The following is an 18,138-nucleotide window of genomic DNA, read 5'->3' as shown; positions in this document are numbered from 1 at the left end:
CTCAAAAGCGGCTTGCCTTACGTAAACTTAACCTTGGGGAAGGGAAGAATTCATCTACGGGATTTCCGTTTATATACCGGACGTCATAATTTTGACCCCAAATACCTGAACTCCATTGAAAAAGCGCAAGCCGCATATAGTAGTCCTTTCGGATGTCCACCTGGGGACCCGGGAATGCCAGGCCGACTCCCTGCTCGCCTACCTGAGCAGTATTCGCCCGGCAACCCTGGTTTTAAACGGGGATATTTTCGATTTCGAGCGGTTCGACAAGGCGTACTTCCCTCCCTCCCACTTCAAGGTGCTTAAGAAAATCCTCGGACTGGCTGCCTCGGGTACCACTGTGTATTATCTGACCGGGAACCGGGACCAGGTCTTCCGGAAGTTTACCGGGACCACCCTGGGGAACCTGCAGATCCGGGATAAACTCCTGCTCAACCTGGACGGCCGCAAAACCTGGATCTTTCACGGAGATATCTGCGACCTGGCGGGTACGCAAACCAAGTGGGTCGTCCGCCTGGGCGCATTGGGTTACCGGCTGTTGTTCCTTGCCAACCGGGGCTTCAACCGGGTGCGCCGCCTGACAGGCCGCGGGCCTTATTCCCTGGCACGTCGCGCCGGGCAAAACCGGGCTGCTGCCGGACACCGGGAACGCTTTGAAAAATCTGTCGTAGACCTGGCCCTGGAAAACCGCTACGACACGGTGATATGCGGACATATCCACCATCCGAAGAAAGCGTGGAGAGAGACCCCAAAAGGAAATTGTCTCTATCTGAATTCCGGGGATTGGGTGGAGAGCCTGACGGCCCTCGAATACCATTTCAAGCGCTGGAAACTCTACAAATACCAGGAAGACAAGCTCCTCCCTTTCTTTGCTGACGAAGAACTCAAAGGGATGGACATGAACCAGCTCATCTCCAGTATTCTGGAGATTACCGAAACCAAAAAAGACGAGAAAACCACAGACGGTTCAGGCGATTAACGCCTCCTTAAGCAGTGTTACCGGATGTTCGGCCCGCCGGCCTGTTCCGTCGTAGATCTGATGCCGGCAGCTCGTCCCGTTGGCCGCCAATAATACGGTATCCTCCGATTTCCGGATAGCCGGGAAAAGCCGCAGCTCGCCCACCGCCATACTCACCCCGTAGTGCTCTTTTTCGTATCCGAATGAGCCCGCCATCCCACAGCAGCCCGAAGGAATTATGGATACCCGGTAATTTTCCGGCAGGTTCAATATGTCGAAGGTGATCTTTTGATCCGAAAGCGCTTTCTGGTAGCAGTGGTTGTGGATCTTCACCTCCCGGAATTCACGGGTAAACCGGTCGCTTCCAATGCGGCCTTCCCGAGCCTCGCCCGCCAGGAATTCCTCAATAAGGAAGGCGTTCCCCGCTATCCGGCTGGCGGTTTCGGGCGGCAGCCCCATACGCTTGTATTCGTCCCGGAAGGTAAGGATCGCCGACGGCTCGAGCCCCAATAGCGGAATTCCTTTTTCAGTCAGGGCGGACAGGGCGAAACTGTTTCTCCGGGCAAGGCGCTGGGCTTGTTCCAGAAACCCCTTGGAGATAAACGTTCGGCCGCTTTCCGCAAAAAACAGTTCTACCCGGTATCCCAGGCGTGTCAGTAATTCCACGGCGTCTTTCCCCTGCCGCGTATCCAGGTAACGGGTAAACTCGTCAATGTACAGGGCTACCGGGCGGCCTTCAGGTCGGTATTCGGCCTGCAGCCGTCGCAGGTGGCCGTCAAAATCGGCGCGGCCAACGGGCGGCAGGGTCCGCTCCGGGGCCACCCCCGCAAGGCGCTTTAGAGCCCGGCCCACGGCATTGTTCCCCGTCAGGGCATTGGCCAGGCCGGCCACCCGGCTGTTCAGGGCGTTTATCCGGGTGTTGTAGGCAAATAGCCGGTTGCGGAGCGAAAAGCCGTTGGCCTTCTGGTACTGATAGCTGAATTCCGCCTTCAGTGTGGCCACATCCACGTTGCTCGGACACTCCCGGGCACAGGCCTTGCAGCTCAGGCAAAGATCAAACACTTCCTTGAGTTCCGGCCGGTTAAAACCGTTGTTTCCCGGGTATTGGGTAAGCATTTCCCGCAGCGTATTGGCCCGGCCGCGTGTTGTATCGGACTCCCGGCGGGTGGCCTGGTAACTCGGGCACATGGCTCCGGCCATCGTATGCGACTTCCTGCAGTCCCCGCTGCCATTGCATTTTTCGGCGGCGCGTAATATTCCCTGGCTGTCCGAAAAATCGAGAAGTGTACCGGGTTCGGGTTCCTCACGGTCCGGCTCGTAACGCAGGGAGCGATCCATAGGAAACGCGTCGACGATTTTCCCGGGGTTGAAAACGCCTTTTGGGTCAAAGGCCGTTTTGATTCGCCGCAGCAACTGGTAATTTTCCTCCCCGATCATCATCGGGATAAATTCCGCACGGACTATCCCGTCACCGTGTTCCCCGCTGAAGGAGCCCCGGTACTTTTTGGTCAGTCGGGCCACGTCTGTGGTGATTGAGCGAAAAAGGGCCACGTCCGCCGATTTTTTGAGGTCCAGGATGGGCCGGAGGTGAAGCTCTCCTGCCCCCGCATGGGCGTAATACACGGCCTGTTGCCCGTAGCCCTCCATGATTTTCGTGAATTCCCCGATAAAATCCCTGAGGTCCGGCAGGGCAACAGCCGTGTCTTCGATACACGCAACGGCTTTATGGTCGCCCACCATATTTCCCAGCAACCCAAGCCCCGCCTTGCGCAAATCAACAGCTTTGCGGATATCATCCCCGTACAGGACGGGAACCGCATAGGCCCTCCCGGCGGTTTTCAGGGTCTCTTGCAGGGCGCGTATCCGCGTTTCCAGGGCATCGGCATCCCCGGCCCGCACTTCGAGCATGAGCAGGGCCGCCGGGTCGCCCTCCACAAAGAAGCGGTTTTCGCTTTGTTCCCGATTGTTCCGTGTGCAATCCAGGATCACTTTGTCCATCATCTCGCAGAGATGCAGGTCGTGCGTCATGGCCGGCACCACGTCCGACAGGCTGTCATCGAGCGTACGGTAATGCGGCACAAGCATAGCGGAAACACCTGGGGGCAGTGGGTCCAGCCGGAGGGTAATCTCCGTGGTAAATGCCAGCGTCCCCTCGCTCCCGCTGAGGATTTTCGCCAGGTTAAAGGGCGCATCGGACCGTCCGAAAACGGCGGTATCCAACAGCGCGTCCACTGCGTAGCCCGTATTCCTGCGGTGGATGTCGGGATGCGGAAATTCTCGAACTATTTCATTTTGTATCTCCTTATTGGATAGCTCCTTATGGATCTCCTTGTAAATATTTGCTTCAAGTGTTTCGCCCTGGGCTTTCTCGTGGAATTCCCGTGGGTTGAGATCCCGGACGTCTATTTCGCTCCCATCGGATAACAGTGCGGTAAGGGCAACGACTTTATCACGCGTCACGCCATATTGAATGGAGGTCGTACCGCTGGAATTATTTCCGACCATCCCCCCGATCATACAGCGGTTGGAGGTAGAGGTGTTTGGCCCGAAAAACAGGCCGTGGGGCCTCAGGAAGTCATTGAGTTCGTCCCGGACCACCCCCGGTTGCACGCGGACGGTGCGCTCTTCCGCATTGAGCTCCAGAATTTCCGTCATGTGGCGGGATACGTCCACAACGATTCCCGGCCCCACGCATTGTCCGGCCAGGGAAGTACCGGCCGTCCGGGGTATTAAACCAACCCCGTGGGCCCTGGCAAAACGGATCAGCTTTGCGATATCCGAGGAATCCCTGGGAAAAGCCACAGCCAGGGGCTTCATGCGGTAAACCGAGGCATCCGTTGCATAGAGGGCCTGGTGCAGTTCGTCCCAATGCAGCGTCCCTCCGAGCGACTGCGCAAGTTGTTTGAGTTCAGAAATCTCCAATCCGGGCAATTTTTGACGTCTAAATTAAGTTTTTATTAACGGAAGGCCACCTGAGATGGCCTATTTTTGGCAGCAAAATAAAACCGAATTGTATGAAAGTGTTACGAATTCTAACGATTTTTTCCGTTCTGCTTACGACCGGGCTGAGTGCCCAGAGTATTTCGGACCACGCACTCGGATTGCGGCTGGGTGACAGCGACGGTTTCGGGGCGGAAATCTCCTACCAGAAATCCATCGCCCGATCCAACCGGGTAGAGGTGGATCTGGGATGGCGCGATTCCCGGAACTTCGACGCATTTAAACTCACCGGCATCTACCAGTGGGTACGTATACTGGATGGCAACTTCAACTGGTATTACGGGGTTGGCGGGGGCCTTGGGAGCGTGGATTTCGATCCGGGTTTCCCTGTGGATGACGATGGGGGCCTGTTCCTTTTTGCCGCCGGCGACATCGGTATCGAATACAATTTCGACATTCCGCTGCTCCTCTCCCTGGATTTCCGGCCGGAACTCGGGCTGACGGGCTACGATGGGTTTTCGGATAATTTTGATTTCGATATCGCACTGGGAATCCGATACCAATTCTGATAACCGTACAACGACCTGAAAACCCTTGACATAAGCTTTTGTTAAGGGTTTTTTTATTCCTGACCGACTGCCTACCTTTGGGCTTCAATTTGTGAAAAAATGAAGAAAACGCTATTGATTATCGCATGTGGACTGGCCATTGCGGCCTGTAATGACGGGGGCTCGGAAGGTTTCCGAATTGAAGGGAGCTTGGAGGGAGACCTCGCAGACGGAACCCAGGTGATCCTGCGAAAAAGCGATGAAAATATGCAACCGGTGGATGTGGATACGGCTACCCTGGATGCCGGCCGTTTTTCCTTTGCCGGGACAGCCGATCAACCGGAATTGTACTACCTCTTTGTCAAAGGGGTTCGCGGGGGCATCCCGCTAATCCTCGAGAATGGGACCATCGATGTTCGGGCGCACAAAGACAGCCTGCAGGCAGCCGAACTGAGCGGGACTCCCCAGAACGATGCCTATGCAGCTTATATACAGGGCGCACGGGAAAAATCCCGGCAACGGCTCTCGATGAATGAGGATATGCGTAAAGCGGTGATGGAAAAAGACACGGTGATGATTGAGTCGCTGCGGGACGAATATTTTGAATTGCTGGACCGCATGACGCAGTACGAGAAGGATTTTGTTCGAGAAAACCCGGATGCCCTGATCTCCGCACTGGTCTTAAACCGGATGCTCCAGAGCAATGCCGTTCCCGTGGCCGAGGTGGAGGAACTCTACCGGACCCTCTCAGAGGAGATCCGGGAAACCACGCACGGATCGGGTATATCCGAAAAACTGGAATCTGCAAAGCGCACCGCCATCGGGGCAAAAGCGCCCGCTTTTTCCGCCCCGACCCCGGACGGTGACCCGCTTGCCCTGAGCGAAGCCCTCGGGAAGGTAACCCTGGTGGATTTCTGGGCTGCCTGGTGCCGTCCCTGCAGGGCGGAGAACCCGAATATCGTCCGGGTTTACAACAAATACAAGGATAAGGGCTTCAAGGTACTGGGGGTTTCCCTGGACCGCAATGCGGAAGACTGGAAACAGGCCATTGCCGATGATAACCTGGACTGGCAGCACGTGTCTAACGTCCGGTACTTCGATGAAATTGCCGAACTCTACAACGTGAGCGCCATCCCGGCCAGTTTTATCCTGGATGAAAACGGGGTGATCGTAGCCAAAAACCTCCGGGGAGACGCACTCGAAGAGAAAGTAGCCGAGTTGCTACCCTAGTACTCCGGTAAATCCTAGAATACCCCGCGTACATCCCGGAAGGTACCGGTAACGGTTGCGTTGCCCTTCTGAACAACCTGTCCGAAAACATCCAGGACAGATTCGGTCCCGAGGAATTCTACGCTGGCACCGTCTTCCAGGATGAGGTCTCCGTAGATGGTGACATCCCCTTCAATCACCAGGACACTGCCTTCGCCTACGGTGATATCGCGCTTTCGGTAAAACTTGCCGACGGCCAGGGTGCCGTATAGGCTCATCGAGGCGTCTGCCGCAATTTCCACGTCGTTATTGACCGTCCAGGAACCGCAAAGCAGGAGTTCCCCGAAGACATCGATGGTATTGAGTCGCTTTTGCCCGCTGTATGCCTCAGAGGTACCCGAAGCGATTTCCATCCTGGAAGAACCCCGGTATTTATCGAGTCCCTCACACCGGCTTTCCAGGCTCTCGCTGGGCCGGTTGAGTTTGATGATCTGTAGCCCGCCTTCCCCGGTGGCCGCAAAGGCGTAATCGCCCTGGGAAGCCACATAGTTGACGGAACCGTCCAGTTCCACAATGCCCACCAGGTCGGCGCCGTTCGCGTCTTCCTCCGAAATGCAGAGACCGGCACCCCCGTTGGCCATGAATATGACGGCCTCGTTGGATACCACTGCATTGGTAACCACGGCATCGGCTTCCACCCCGTCCGGGTGAATCGGGATGGGAAGATATTCCAGAAGTTCCCCGCTTCCCAGATCGTACAGGCCGGTTCCGCGGTCCGCCTCGGCAACCAGGAGCGTCCCGTCCCCCACAGTCAGTGTTTTCTTGGTGGCCTCACCCAAATCTGTGGTAACCGCCACCACGGAGTTTTCCGTGAGGTCCGTATTCCAAAGGCGCACCCCGGTACCCGCATCCAGTACCGCAATTCCCGTAGGCGTGGCCGCCACGGAACGGGCGTCCGCCACGAAGGCTTCGTCCAGGATCGTCAGGTCGGTGGGATTGTAGGCTGTAATACTGCCTTCCTTGCCGCTGCTCACCAGGATCCGGTCGGCCAGCACCAACACATCGGTGGCGTTATAGCCCTGTTGGAAGCCATAGGTGACGGCATCCGTGGAAAGCGTCCCGTTGCTCGCCGGAATACGCGCCACAAACGAGTTGGCTGTGGCCGTGGCCGAGGTTTCGGCATCTACCCCGCCGACGATATAGAGATAGCCGTTGGCGTACGCCAGGGAATTGATATCGGCGTTCAGGTAAAAAAGCCGAGCAGTTACCCGCGGGTTATGGGGGTCGGAGATGTTCACCACATCCACAGCACCCGAATAGGTTTCCCCGACAGTATTGTAGGCTACATACGCAAACGCGCCATCCAGGTCCACATGGGAAGCGGTCAAATTGTCCCCGGCCTGGTAGGATGGAGGGGAAACGGACGCGATAAGCGTCAACGGGTAGTCCCCGGCCTCATCCGGAGCCTTGCCGCTGGCGTTGTTTTCTTCATAGATCCCCAGCACGCCGGCCTGGCTGTAGCTGATGGCTGCCGCAAGCGCATTGGGGTTGGTCTCCAGTACGAGGTCGTCCTGGAGGTTGTCCTGATAAATAGTCGTTTGGTCGCTGCACCCGGCCAGGAGTGCAAGGGTGCATATGGCCCATACCACATGTTTCATAAAGTAGGTCTTTTTAAGGCTTTGGGTATGTCCCTAACGCCGGGAAGACCGGAATCGTATAAAACAGGGGGGATTTTAGCTGTCTGGCGGGATTCCCGTAGGGGAATTCCTAAATCTTTCCGAGTTTCTGGAGGATAAAGAGCAAAACGATGGGGAGTGCCAGCAGGATGACCATGGTGGGGTGGCTTGTGATAATATCCGGCTTGAACAGGAGCGTAATGACGTACCCGCCAACCGCACCCCCAAAGTGCGCCGTATGCCCGATATTCCCCAGGCGGCTTTTCATGCCGTAGATGGAATACAACAGGTAGGCTATCCCCAGGATATAGGCAGGCAGCGGGATCGGGATAAACATCAGGGCAAGGCGCATCTCGGGTTCCAGCAGGATGGCCGCGTAAAGTACGCCCGTCACCGCACCGCTGGCGCCCACGGCGCTGTAAAAAGGTTCGTCCCGGTGAAAATACATGGCCAGCAGGCTCCCGGCCAGTAAACTTACCAGGTAGGTGATCAGAAACCGGGAGGGCCCGAACCAGTCGATAACCACATCGGCAAAAAAATACAGGGTGAACATGTTCACAAAAAGGTGGGCCACATCCACGTGCAGGAAACCCGAAGTAATGGTCCGCTCCCGCTGACCCGCCCGTATAGCGCTGATGTTGAACTTATACCGGTCAAAGAACTGCAAATCGTTGAAGCCTTTGATACTCACCAGGATATTGGCGGCAATCAGGATGATGGTAGCCAGGTGTAAATTCATGCGGGGCCCTTATTTTTGGGGCCAAATATAGCTATATTTGCCCATATTCCTGATCATGCAACGAGCCGTTTATCTGGTAGCCTACCCCCTACTCTGGCTGGTGGCGCGGTTGCCCTTCCCGCTTCTCTACCTGTTATCCGACGGAGTATTCTTCCTCCTGTTCCACGCCGTGCGGTACCGCCGGCAGGTTGTTCGCGCAAACCTCGCCCTGGTTTTCCCGGACCGGCCGGAATCCGAGCGCCGGACCATTGAACGACGTTTCTATGCCCACATGTGCGATATGTTCCTGGAAATGATCAAGACACTGGCTATTTCCGAACGGGAAATGCAGAGAAGGTTTCAGATCGACAACCTGGAAATCCTGCATCAACTGGAACGGCAAAACCGGATCGTCATCCTCTTGATGCCCCATTACGCCAGTTGGGAATGGGCCCTGTCTCTGGACTCCCATATCCGTTCCCGGGGGTACGGGGTGTATCAGCCCCTGGGCAACCCGTATTTCGATAAACTCGTCCGCCGGATCCGCGCCAAATGGGGTACCACCCTGATCCCGACCCGGGAGACGCGGAAGGGAGTGGCTGAAATTGTTCGGCAGCGGGAACTCGCCACCATCGGCTTTATCAGCGACCAGTCACCGATGGTCAAAAAGGCGGTGCATTGGGGGGACTTCATGGGAATTACGGTGCCCATGCACACCGGGGCGGAGGAACTCTGTAAAAAGCACGACCTGCCGGCCGTATACCTGAAAGTGCGCAAGACGGGCCGGGGTTTTTACCGGAGTGAGATCATCCTGCTGTCAGACGACCCGCAATCGGTGCCGGACTTCGGTATTACCGATGCCTTTTTCCGGGAGGTTGAGCGTTCCATCCTTGAAGCCCCCGAATATTATTTCTGGACCCACAAGCGGTGGAAGCACCGCAACAAGCGACCAAAACACCTCCCGGCCCGGCCAAAGGAAGTGACCTCGGGTTCCTGACGAAGAAACTTCAGAATCTTAAAGCCCCGCCAGGGCGCGGATCTGCCCGATGATTTTTCCCGCCAGGTTGTCGGCGGCCTCCTGGCTGGAGGCTTCTGTGTAAATCCGGATAATCGGCTCGGTATTGGACTTTCTCAGGTGAACCCAGCAGTCCGAAAAATCAATTTTCACCCCGTCGATGGTGTGGAGTTCCTCGGTCTCGTATTTTTTGGCCATTCCCCGGAGGATGGCATCCACGTCCAGGTCCGGGGTCAGTTGAATCTTGTTTTTGCTCATAAAATAGGCCGGGTAGGATTTCCTCAGCTCGCTTACCGAAACGCCGCGTTCGGACAGCAGCATCAGGAAGAGGGCGGTCCCCACCAGGGCATCCCTGCCGTAGTGGCTGGCCGGGTAAATTACCCCCCCGTTGCCTTCGCCCCCGATTACGGCCTTTGTTTCCTTCATGGCTTCCACTACGTTGACTTCCCCCACGGCGGCTGCCGTATAACGCCCCCCATGGGACAGGGTTATATCACGCAGCGCCCGGGTGGATGACAGGTTGGATACCGTATTCCCGGGGTTCTTGCCCAGGATATAGTCTGCACAGGCCACCAGGGTATACTCCTCTCCAAACATGTTGCCCTGCTCGTCGATAAACGCCAATCGGTCCACATCCGGGTCCACCACAATCCCCAGGTGGGCCTGCTCCTCCACCACTTTTTTGCAGATGTCCCCCAGGTGCTCCCTGAGGGGCTCCGGGTTGTGGGGAAACTCCCCGGTGGGATCGCAGTATAATTTCACGACTTCCACGCCAAGCGCTTCCAGCAGTTTGGGGATGGCGATTCCCCCGGAAGAATTCACCCCGTCCACTACCACGCGGAAATTCATTTTCCGGATCGCATCGGCATCCACCCATTCCAGGGCGAGCACCTCGTCCACATGGATGTCCAGGTAAGCGTCGTTGATTGTCCGTTGACCGAGCTCGTCCACCCCGGCAAAATCAAAATCCTCCGATTCGGCGAGCTTCAGGATTTCCGTACCCGCTTCCGCATCCAGAAATTCCCCTTTGTCATTGAGCAACTTCAGGGCATTCCACTCCTTGGGGTTATGGCTGGCAGTCAGGATGATCCCCCCATCGGCTTTTTCCATAGGTACTGCCAGTTCGACGGTGGGCGTGGTGGATAATCCAAGGTCCAGGATATCGATTCCCAGCCCGGTGAGCGTGGCCACTACCAGGTCCTGGACCATCTCTCCGGATAACCGCGCATCCCGGCCGATTACTACCTGCAGCCGTTTGCCGGGCCGGTGCTCCCGAAGCCAGGTGCCGTAGGCGGCAGCGAAGCGCACGGTATCCAGGGGTGTCAGGTTCTCCCCGGGGTGGCCGCCAATGGTTCCCCGGATTCCGGATATGGATTTTATCAATGTCATGTTACTCTGCTTTTCGCGCAAATATACAGGGAACGACTGGTAATGCGAATGAATCCGTACTTTTAAGGCCTGCATTCGGCTTCATGAACTACCTGGCCCATATTTACCTTTCCTTCGGGGACGATGAGCTCGCCCTCGGCAATTTCATCGCAGACAGCATCCGCGGCAGGAAGTACAAAGACTACCCGGAACGGGTCGGGCAGGGGATCCTGCTGCACCGGGCCATCGATACGTTTACCGATGCCCATCCGACCACCCGGCGCAGCAGCAAACGCCTGCACAAGCGGTACAGCCATTACAGCCGGGTGATTGTGGATATCTACTACGACCATTTCCTGGCCCGGGACTGGGAGCGCTATTCGGATACCCCCCTTACGGAATTTGCGGACAATTTCTACGTACTCCTGGAGGAGAATTTTGACTGGTTGCCCGAAAACATCCAGCGACTCTACCCCTATATGGTGGCTGACAACTGGCTCGTGAACTACGCGAGCATGGAGGGGATTGCCCGCGTATTGCAGGGGATGAACCGCAGGACCAACAACAAATCCGGGATGGACCAGGCCATAGACGACCTGGGCTGGCACTACGAGGCTTTCCGGGAAGAATTCCATTCGTTTTTTGGGGAATTGATTATCTTTTCCCGCAATAAAATAGCATCCTTTTGAGACTGACCATTATCCCTCCTACCCGGACAGTCCTCCGGGCATTTCTTATTTGTTTCCTGATACTTGGAACTGCGGGTTGCCGCAAGGCACCGCCAGAACCCACGGGCCTGGTGGCCGAAAAGGCCATGGTGGTTTCGGCAAGGGAGGAAGCCTCCCGGATCGGCCTTGAAATCCTTCAGAAAGGCGGGAATGCCTTTGACGCAATGATCGCCACGGAGATGGCCCTTACCGTGGCCTACCCCTTTGCAGGGAGCCTGGGGGGAGGCGGCTTCATGGTATACCGCCTGGCCGACGGGACCACCGGCAGCATTGACTACCGCGAAAAAGCGCCCCTGGCCGCCACGGCGGATATGTACCTGGACTCCCTGGGAAACCCGGACCCGGCCAAAAGCCGGATGGGCGCCACAGCTGTCGGGGTGCCGGGCGCCATTGCCGGGATATTTGAGGTACACGAGCGTTTCGGGACCCTGCCGATGGATACCCTCCTGGCGCCGGCCATCGAACTTGCGCGCAAGGGTGTGGTGGTGACCGAGAATCAGGCGCGGCGCCTGGAACGGGTACGGGCCGATATGATCGCGGTCAACGGCGACAGCATCCTGTTCGCCAACCATTGCCGTCCCGGGGACACCTTGCGGTATGCGGCCCTGGCGGAGACCCTGGAGCGCATTGCCCGGAACGGGCGGGACGAATTTTACAAGGGGGAGACCGCACGTATCCTGGCGGCCTTTATCCAGGAGGCCGGCGGTTATATCACGGAAGAAGATTTGGCGCGCTACCAGGCCAAGTGGCGCGACCCGGTGGAATTCACCTACAAGGATCTGAAAATCATCTCTATGGCTCCGCCCAGCAGTGGCGGGGTCACCATGAACCAGATCCTGAAAATGATCGAACCCTACGACCTGTCCGGGATGGGCATGCACTCAGCCCGCAGCATCCAGTTGTTTACCGAGGCGGCCCGGCGCGCCTATGCCGACAGGAATTATTACCTGGGCGACCCGGACTTCGTAGACATCCCCCTGGATACGCTTCTCAGTGAGGACTACCTGCGGGGACGGATGGCCAGTTTCAGTTTCGATGCAGCCACCCCCTCCTCGGAAATCGCGGAAGGGGAACTCGCGGCCTATGAGAGTATGGAAACCACCCACTATTCCATTGTCGACGCCTCCGGGAATTCCGTTTCCGTCACTGTTACTCTCAACGGGGCTTATGGTTCCAAACTTTACTGTGCGCCCCTCGGGTTTTTCCTCAACAATGAAATGGACGATTTCAGTGCGAAACCGGGGGTTCCCAATATGTTTGGCCTGATCGGGGCGGAAGCCAACAGCATTGCGCCCGAAAAGCGGATGCTCAGCAGCATGACCCCCACCCTGGTGGAAAGGGACGGGAAACTCTGGATGTCTGTGGGGACCCCGGGGGGGTCTACCATCATTACGGCCGTTGCCCAGACCATCCTGAATGTCTATGAATTTGGACTGAGTATGCAGCAGTCCGTGGATGCCCCTCGGTTCCACCACCAATGGCTCCCTGACCTGCTGGTATTTGAACCGGAAGGCTTCCCTGAAAGCCTGAAGGACAGCCTCAGGGCACGGGGTTACATCCTGAATGAGGACTACACCCCGATTATCGGAAAAGTAGATGGGATCCGGGTCCTGCCGGACGGTCGTCTGGAAGGGGGTGCGGACCACAGGGGTGATGATACGGCGGTAGGGTTCTGAATGAAAAAACCGGGAGGTAGCTAAGAAAAGGCGGGAAACGGGCAACCCACCGAAAATAAAAATACCGTAGGAACAATACCCTGGCCAGGTTGTGCCGGGTAGGTTTTTTTAAGCAGCCCTTGAACTACTCAGGCCCTGGCGAGTTTCTGTTTGAGCTCATCCATGGATTCCTGCAATTGGCGCAGCAGCCCGGTCTCGGTGGTGGCATCCACCCCGAAGGTGATCTTGCTGCTCACTTCCCAGACTTCCTGCAACTGGGACTCGGAGATTTCGTAGGGCGCATAGGAATCGTTGAGGGAAATCAGCCGGAATCGTCCGGTCCCCGGTAATTTTTCCACCTTCTTTACAAGTACGGCATCCTCCAGCACAATGACATAGATCCGGTTCGGGCTAACTTCTTTCCAGTCCGAAACCGCGCGGGCCAGTACCCAGTCCCCGGGTCGCAGGTTCGGGAGCATACTGTCCCCTTCCACCTGGAACCCCCGGTAGGTGGCATTCCGGAATTGTGGGATGGGTAGGTCAAAGGCAGGCAACCGGCGGAACCAGCTGCTGTCCTGGATATTCTGCGGGTAGCCTGCTGCCGCCTTGGCGTTGACCAGGACCATGTTTTCCCTGTCGGCGGAATCCACTGTAACCACCTTCGGCATTACATTGACCGACGCCGGTTCCAGGTATTGCCGTTCACTCGAACCGAATAGCCAAAGCGGGTTGATTTTAAACTGCCTCAGCAACTCGGAAACCACCATGCCGGACAATTTGGTCCTGCCCCGTTCGATATCGGCGGTGGTGCTGGGTATCCCCAGCAATTCCGCAAATTCCGCCTGGGTGTACCCCAATTGCCGCCGGACTTCCGTAAACCGCCTGGTGCTGATTTCCTGTTCCATATGTTCCTGTATATGGCCGCTCTTTACGGCCCGTTTCCTTTCAAAGATACATTATCTGGAATATTTCCAAAATATTTTTCGGATTTATTCCATAATTCGGAATATTTACATATTTTTGGAATATATCCAATTTATAAATGGATTCCTTCCCAGAAGGATTGTTAAGGAATCACTGAATACAAAGCAAATGGAAACAGGCAGTTGTTTGATTTACGACGGAACATTCGAAGGGTTTATGACCGCAGTGGCAACCGGATTGGAAAAACAGCTCCAGGTTGCCCGGATAACCGCAAAACCCGTGCCCCAGGGCGGGTTATTTGTCAGCGAACGGCAAATCGCTCCCAACAGACAGCTTGCAAAGGCCTTTTGGGACGCCATCGGCAACAGGGGTTCCGGCTTGCAGCGGCTGGTTTATTTTGCCTTCCTGGCTGCCGGAGATGGGAAGGAATTGGCCATCTTCAAATATTTAAAATGTCTGCTGCAGCAGGAAGGCGAAACGGAACAGCAATGCGAAGCGGAACAGCACAGCCGTTTGGCAATTCGCAACCGTCTCGAGGCCTGGGCGTCACAGGTAGAAGGGGAAAAACTCGCTATTGAATCCAGCCTGGCTTTTAATCACAGTGCTTCCGGGGTCCCCTGTGGAATAATCGCCCCCCGCCACGACGTGCTCCCCCTGCTCTCCCGTTATTTCAGGCTGCGCTTCGGCAATTCCCCCTGGATCGTCTTTGACTCCAGGCGGCAATATGGGCTGAAAAGCGAGAATGGCACAGTTGCTGTCATCCGGCACTGTCCCGGCGTGCGGGACGCGATTCTACGGGGGCCGCAGACGGAATCGCACCTCGTGGGGTCCTCCCCCCAAAGGGCCTATCGCCCCGCCGTATAAGGCTTTACCTGGTGCGTTCCCCGACGAACTGGTCGCTCTGGGATTTGAACAGCACGTTAAACGTCGTCAGGCTCCCATAGATCCGGGTGATATATTGCTGCAGGTCTACTTTATCTGAATCGTCCAGGCCTTTATGGGAATTAATCCGTTGTTCCATTACGCGCAAACGGTCGCGCACCATAACGATTTTATGAAAGAAGGTATCGATAGGCAATTCCTTGGCCGACAGGTTCGCATCCCCCGGCTTCAGGGTCAATGTCCCCCCTTTCCATTTGTCGGCAATCGGCACGAGGCTGGTGGCATCGCTCCAGCGGCGCAGGATTCCGATCAGACTGGTTTCCACATCCGTGAAACTCACCGTATCCACGTCGTCGTGGAGGGCTTCGATCACTTCGAATTCGGAATCGATAGGGATTGTCTCCAGGCCGGAGTCCAAAAAGGAAACCCAATAGTGCCGCGAACTCACATTGACGACAACGCCTTTGCCGTGTTCTTCGTGGTCGATTCTTGAACCTATTCCGAGTATTTGCATTGTTCTGAATTTTAGATGCGTGCTAAATTAGCAGAGTACCGGGAATAAGCAAAACACAGGGCATACCTGCTTCGGATTTCGCGCGTAAAATCGTACTTTTGCAACCTTTCAGAAACTAAATGGCAGAAACGGAAGAAACGATTGATGTACAGGGTGCCCGGACGCACAATCTCAAGGATATCGACGTACAGATTCCCAGGGAAAAGCTGGTGGTGATTACCGGCCTTTCGGGTAGCGGAAAATCCTCCCTGGCATTCGATACCATATACGCTGAAGGCCAACGACGGTACATCGAGACGTTTTCCGCTTATGCCCGGCAATTCCTCGGCAGTCTGGAACGGCCGGATGTCGATAAAATCGACGGCCTTTCGCCGGTCATTGCCATTGAGCAAAAAACAACCTCCCGATCCCCCCGGTCTACTGTGGGGACAATCACGGAGGTATACGACTTCCTCCGGCTCCTGTTTGCCCGGGCCTCGGATGCCTACAGCTATCATACCGGCAAAAAGATGGTCAGCTATACGGACCGGCAAATCCGCGACCTGATCGTCAGTGATTTTGAAGGGAAGCGAATCACTGTGCTCGCCCCGGTGATCCGGTCGCGCAAAGGGCACTACCGGGAACTATTTGAGCAAATCGCCAAACAGGGTTTCGTGAAAGTACGGTTAGATGGGGAGATTCGCGACCTGGAGAAAGGCATGAAGGTAGACCGGTACAAGACCCACGATATTGAAATCGTGGTAGACCGCCTGCAGGCGGCCTCAGATGCGGAAACGGCAGGCAGGCTGGACGAGAGTATCCGCACGGCCCTTTATGCCGGGGACGGCGTGATGATGGTCCTGGAAGCGGAAAGCGATCAGCCCCGGTATTTCAGCAGGGACCTCATGTGCCCGGAAACGGGTATTTCCTACCCGGTACCCGAACCGAATACCTTTTCCTTTAATTCGCCCAAGGGGATGTGCCCCGAATGCAACGGCCTGGGGCATGTCTATGAGGCAAACCGGAAGAAAATCATCCCGGACGCCTCCCAATCCATCAAGGGCGGGGGTCTGGCCCCCCTGGGCACGTATAAAAAATCCTGGGCCTTCAAGCAGCTCGAGACGATTGCCCTGCGATACGGCTTTGACCTGGGCGACCCGATTGAAAAAATCCCGGACGAGGCCCTGGAGGTGATCCTCCACGGCGGGAACGAACGCTTTGAGGTGGACAGCAAGACACTGGGTGTGCGCCGGCAATACAAGATCGAATACGAGGGGATTGCCCATTTTATCGTCAACCAGTACCGGGACAGCGATTCCACCAGCATCAAACGGTGGGCCCGGGATTATATGGACAAGGTGTCCTGTCCGGACTGCGGGGGTGCCCGCCTCCGGAAGGAATCCCTGTATTTCCGGGTAGACGGCAGGAATATCGCCGAACTCGCCCAAATGGATATCGGCCAACTCGCGGCTTTTTTCCGGGATCTCGGGGAGCGGCTCGAGGGCGACCAGTTGCAGATTGCCGGGGAGATTATCAAGGAGATCAACACCCGCCTGGGCTTCTTGCTGGACGTGGGCCTGGAATACCTCTCCCTTAACCGGGGTTCGAAAACCCTCTCGGGGGGCGAGGCCCAGCGGATACGCCTCGCCACGCAAATCGGTTCCCAACTGGTGGGGGTCCTCTATATCCTGGACGAACCCAGTATCGGGTTGCACCAGCGCGACAACAACCGCCTGATCAATTCCCTGAAAGCGCTGCGCGACCTCGGGAATTCGGTGATCGTGGTGGAGCACGACAAGGACATGATTGAGAAGGCCGACCACGTCATCGACATCGGCCCCATGGCCGGAAAACACGGGGGCGAGATCATTTCGGAAGGTCCCCCGGAAACGCTGCGGCTTCACGACACGCTTACCGCGGCCTATTTGAACGGGAGCCGCGAAATCCCGGTGCCGGCCAAACGCCGGAAAGGCAACGGGAAGGAGATCGTCCTCAGCGGGTGCACCGGTCACAACCTCAAAGGGGTCACGGCCGTATTCCCGCTGGGGAAGATGATCGGGGTTACCGGCGTATCCGGCAGCGGCAAATCCACCCTGGTCAACGAGACGCTCTACCCGATTATGAACGCGCATTATTTCAACGGGGTCAAACGCCCCATGCCGTACGAAAAAATCGAAGGCCTCGAACACGCGGACAAGGTAATCGATATCAACCAGGCGCCCATCGGGCGGACGCCCCGGTCCAACCCGGCCACCTATACAGGGGTGTTCAGTGAGATCCGGGCGCTTTTTGCCAAAACCACGGAAGCCTCCATCCGGGGGTACAAGCCCGGACGGTTCAGTTTCAACGTCAAGGGCGGCCGGTGTGAGACCTGCCAGGGCGGCGGCCTCCGGGTCATCGAAATGAACTTCCTCCCGGACGTGTATGTGGAATGCGAAACCTGTTACGGCAAGCGATTCAACCGGGAAACCCTGGAGATCCGCTACAAGGGAAAATCCATTGCGGACGTACTGGAAATGACCATTGACGAAGCGGTGACATTCTTTGAGCATATCCCGAAGATCTACCGGAAGCTAAAGACCATCCAGGATGTGGGGCTCGGGTACATATCCCTGGGCCAGCAATCCACCACCTTGTCCGGAGGGGAGGCCCAGCGGGTGAAACTCGCCACGGAGTTGTCCAAACGGGATACGGGAAATACGTTCTATATTCTGGACGAACCTACTACCGGCCTGCATTTTGAAGATATCCGGGTGTTGATGGAAGTGCTCAACCGGCTGGTAGACAAGGGAAACACCGTCCTGGTTATCGAGCACAACCTGGACGTGATCAAAATGGTGGACCACATCATCGACGTGGGTTACGAAGGCGGCCGAGGCGGGGGGGAGATTGTTGCAACCGGCACCCCGGAGGCCGTCAGTAAGGACCCCAAAAGCCATACGGCCCGGTATTTGAAACGGGAATTGTTCCCGGACCGCCAATTGGCATCCCAAACGCAGGAGGAACAATAAGGACCTGCCTGTC

Annotated in this window: 14 protein-coding genes; 8 read left to right on the top strand and 6 right to left on the bottom strand. The window is 56.5% G+C overall.

Features of this window, described 5'->3' with window-relative positions:
- The first annotated feature begins 115 nt into the window (after positions 1-115).
- On the top strand, positions 116-979 hold the full coding sequence (locus AC3DKS_RS02010) for a UDP-2,3-diacylglucosamine diphosphatase (RefSeq protein WP_272607278.1): 864 nt from the start codon (positions 116-118) through the stop codon (positions 977-979).
- On the opposite strand, the gene AC3DKS_RS02005 is transcribed toward AC3DKS_RS02010, so the two are convergent.
- Positions 968-3,880: an FAD-binding and (Fe-S)-binding domain-containing protein gene (locus tag AC3DKS_RS02005; RefSeq protein ID WP_272607277.1), complete on the bottom strand. Its 2,913-nt coding sequence runs from the start codon at positions 3,878-3,880 to the stop codon at positions 968-970. The two genes, AC3DKS_RS02010 and AC3DKS_RS02005, sit on opposite strands and share 12 nt — an antisense overlap.
- Positions 3,881-3,972: 92 nt before the next feature.
- Between AC3DKS_RS02005 and AC3DKS_RS02000 the strand changes: the two genes are divergently transcribed.
- Both AC3DKS_RS02000 and AC3DKS_RS01995 read left to right on the top strand, forming a co-directional pair.
- Positions 3,973-4,467 (top strand): hypothetical protein, encoded by a 495-nt coding sequence (locus tag AC3DKS_RS02000; protein WP_015754885.1) that lies wholly within the window; start codon positions 3,973-3,975, stop codon positions 4,465-4,467.
- Between the two features lie 99 nt (positions 4,468-4,566).
- Positions 4,567-5,676, top strand: a complete 1,110-nt coding sequence (locus AC3DKS_RS01995; protein ID WP_272607276.1) for a TlpA disulfide reductase family protein — start codon at positions 4,567-4,569, stop codon at positions 5,674-5,676.
- A 14-nt stretch (positions 5,677-5,690) separates the two neighbouring features.
- Here AC3DKS_RS01995 and AC3DKS_RS01990 read toward each other — a convergent pair whose 3' ends face one another.
- Together AC3DKS_RS01990 and AC3DKS_RS01985 are read right to left on the bottom strand one after the other, a co-directional pair.
- Positions 5,691-7,313 (bottom strand): LVIVD repeat-containing protein, encoded by a 1,623-nt coding sequence (locus tag AC3DKS_RS01990; RefSeq protein WP_272607275.1) that lies wholly within the window; start codon positions 7,311-7,313, stop codon positions 5,691-5,693.
- A 109-nt stretch (positions 7,314-7,422) separates the two neighbouring features.
- Positions 7,423-8,070 (bottom strand): rhomboid family intramembrane serine protease, encoded by a 648-nt coding sequence (locus AC3DKS_RS01985; protein WP_015754882.1) that lies wholly within the window; start codon positions 8,068-8,070, stop codon positions 7,423-7,425.
- Between the two features lie 55 nt (positions 8,071-8,125).
- On the opposite strand from AC3DKS_RS01985, the gene AC3DKS_RS01980 reads away from it, so the two are divergent.
- The gene (locus AC3DKS_RS01980) at positions 8,126-9,046 is read left to right on the top strand and encodes a lysophospholipid acyltransferase family protein (RefSeq protein ID WP_041327771.1); all 921 of its coding nucleotides are present in this window, start codon (positions 8,126-8,128) and stop codon (positions 9,044-9,046) included.
- Positions 9,047-9,064: 18 nt separating this feature from the next.
- Here AC3DKS_RS01980 and glmM read toward each other — a convergent pair whose 3' ends face one another.
- Complete coding sequence (glmM, locus tag AC3DKS_RS01975) at positions 9,065-10,453, bottom strand: phosphoglucosamine mutase (RefSeq protein WP_272607274.1); 1,389 nt, start codon at positions 10,451-10,453, stop codon at positions 9,065-9,067.
- Positions 10,454-10,536: 83 nt separating this feature from the next.
- On the opposite strand from glmM, the gene AC3DKS_RS01970 reads away from it, so the two are divergent.
- Together AC3DKS_RS01970 and ggt are read left to right on the top strand one after the other, a co-directional pair.
- Positions 10,537-11,121: an acyl carrier protein phosphodiesterase gene (locus AC3DKS_RS01970; RefSeq protein ID WP_272607273.1), complete on the top strand. Its 585-nt coding sequence runs from the start codon at positions 10,537-10,539 to the stop codon at positions 11,119-11,121.
- Positions 11,118-12,836, top strand: a complete 1,719-nt coding sequence (gene ggt, locus AC3DKS_RS01965; RefSeq protein WP_420593208.1) for a gamma-glutamyltransferase — start codon at positions 11,118-11,120, stop codon at positions 12,834-12,836. The genes AC3DKS_RS01970 and ggt overlap by 4 nt, the downstream gene beginning before the upstream one ends.
- Positions 12,837-12,964: 128 nt before the next feature.
- Here the strand turns inward: ggt and AC3DKS_RS01960 are convergent, their stop codons facing one another.
- Positions 12,965-13,720 (bottom strand): XRE family transcriptional regulator, encoded by a 756-nt coding sequence (locus AC3DKS_RS01960; RefSeq protein WP_272607272.1) that lies wholly within the window; start codon positions 13,718-13,720, stop codon positions 12,965-12,967.
- A gap of 187 nt (positions 13,721-13,907) precedes the next feature.
- On the opposite strand from AC3DKS_RS01960, the gene AC3DKS_RS01955 reads away from it, so the two are divergent.
- Positions 13,908-14,603 (top strand): DUF4130 domain-containing protein, encoded by a 696-nt coding sequence (locus AC3DKS_RS01955; protein WP_272607271.1) that lies wholly within the window; start codon positions 13,908-13,910, stop codon positions 14,601-14,603.
- 4 nt (positions 14,604-14,607) lie between these two features.
- On the opposite strand, the gene AC3DKS_RS01950 is transcribed toward AC3DKS_RS01955, so the two are convergent.
- On the bottom strand, positions 14,608-15,135 hold the full coding sequence (locus AC3DKS_RS01950) for a hypothetical protein (protein ID WP_272607270.1): 528 nt from the start codon (positions 15,133-15,135) through the stop codon (positions 14,608-14,610).
- Positions 15,136-15,254: 119 nt separating this feature from the next.
- Between AC3DKS_RS01950 and uvrA the strand changes: the two genes are divergently transcribed.
- Positions 15,255-18,125 (top strand): excinuclease ABC subunit UvrA, encoded by a 2,871-nt coding sequence (uvrA, locus tag AC3DKS_RS01945; RefSeq protein WP_272607269.1) that lies wholly within the window; start codon positions 15,255-15,257, stop codon positions 18,123-18,125.
- The last annotated feature ends 13 nt before the right edge of the window (positions 18,126-18,138 follow it).

The sequence above is a fragment of the Robiginitalea sp. genome (assembly GCF_982776155.1).
This window is presented reverse-complemented; position numbering and strand designations above follow the sequence as displayed.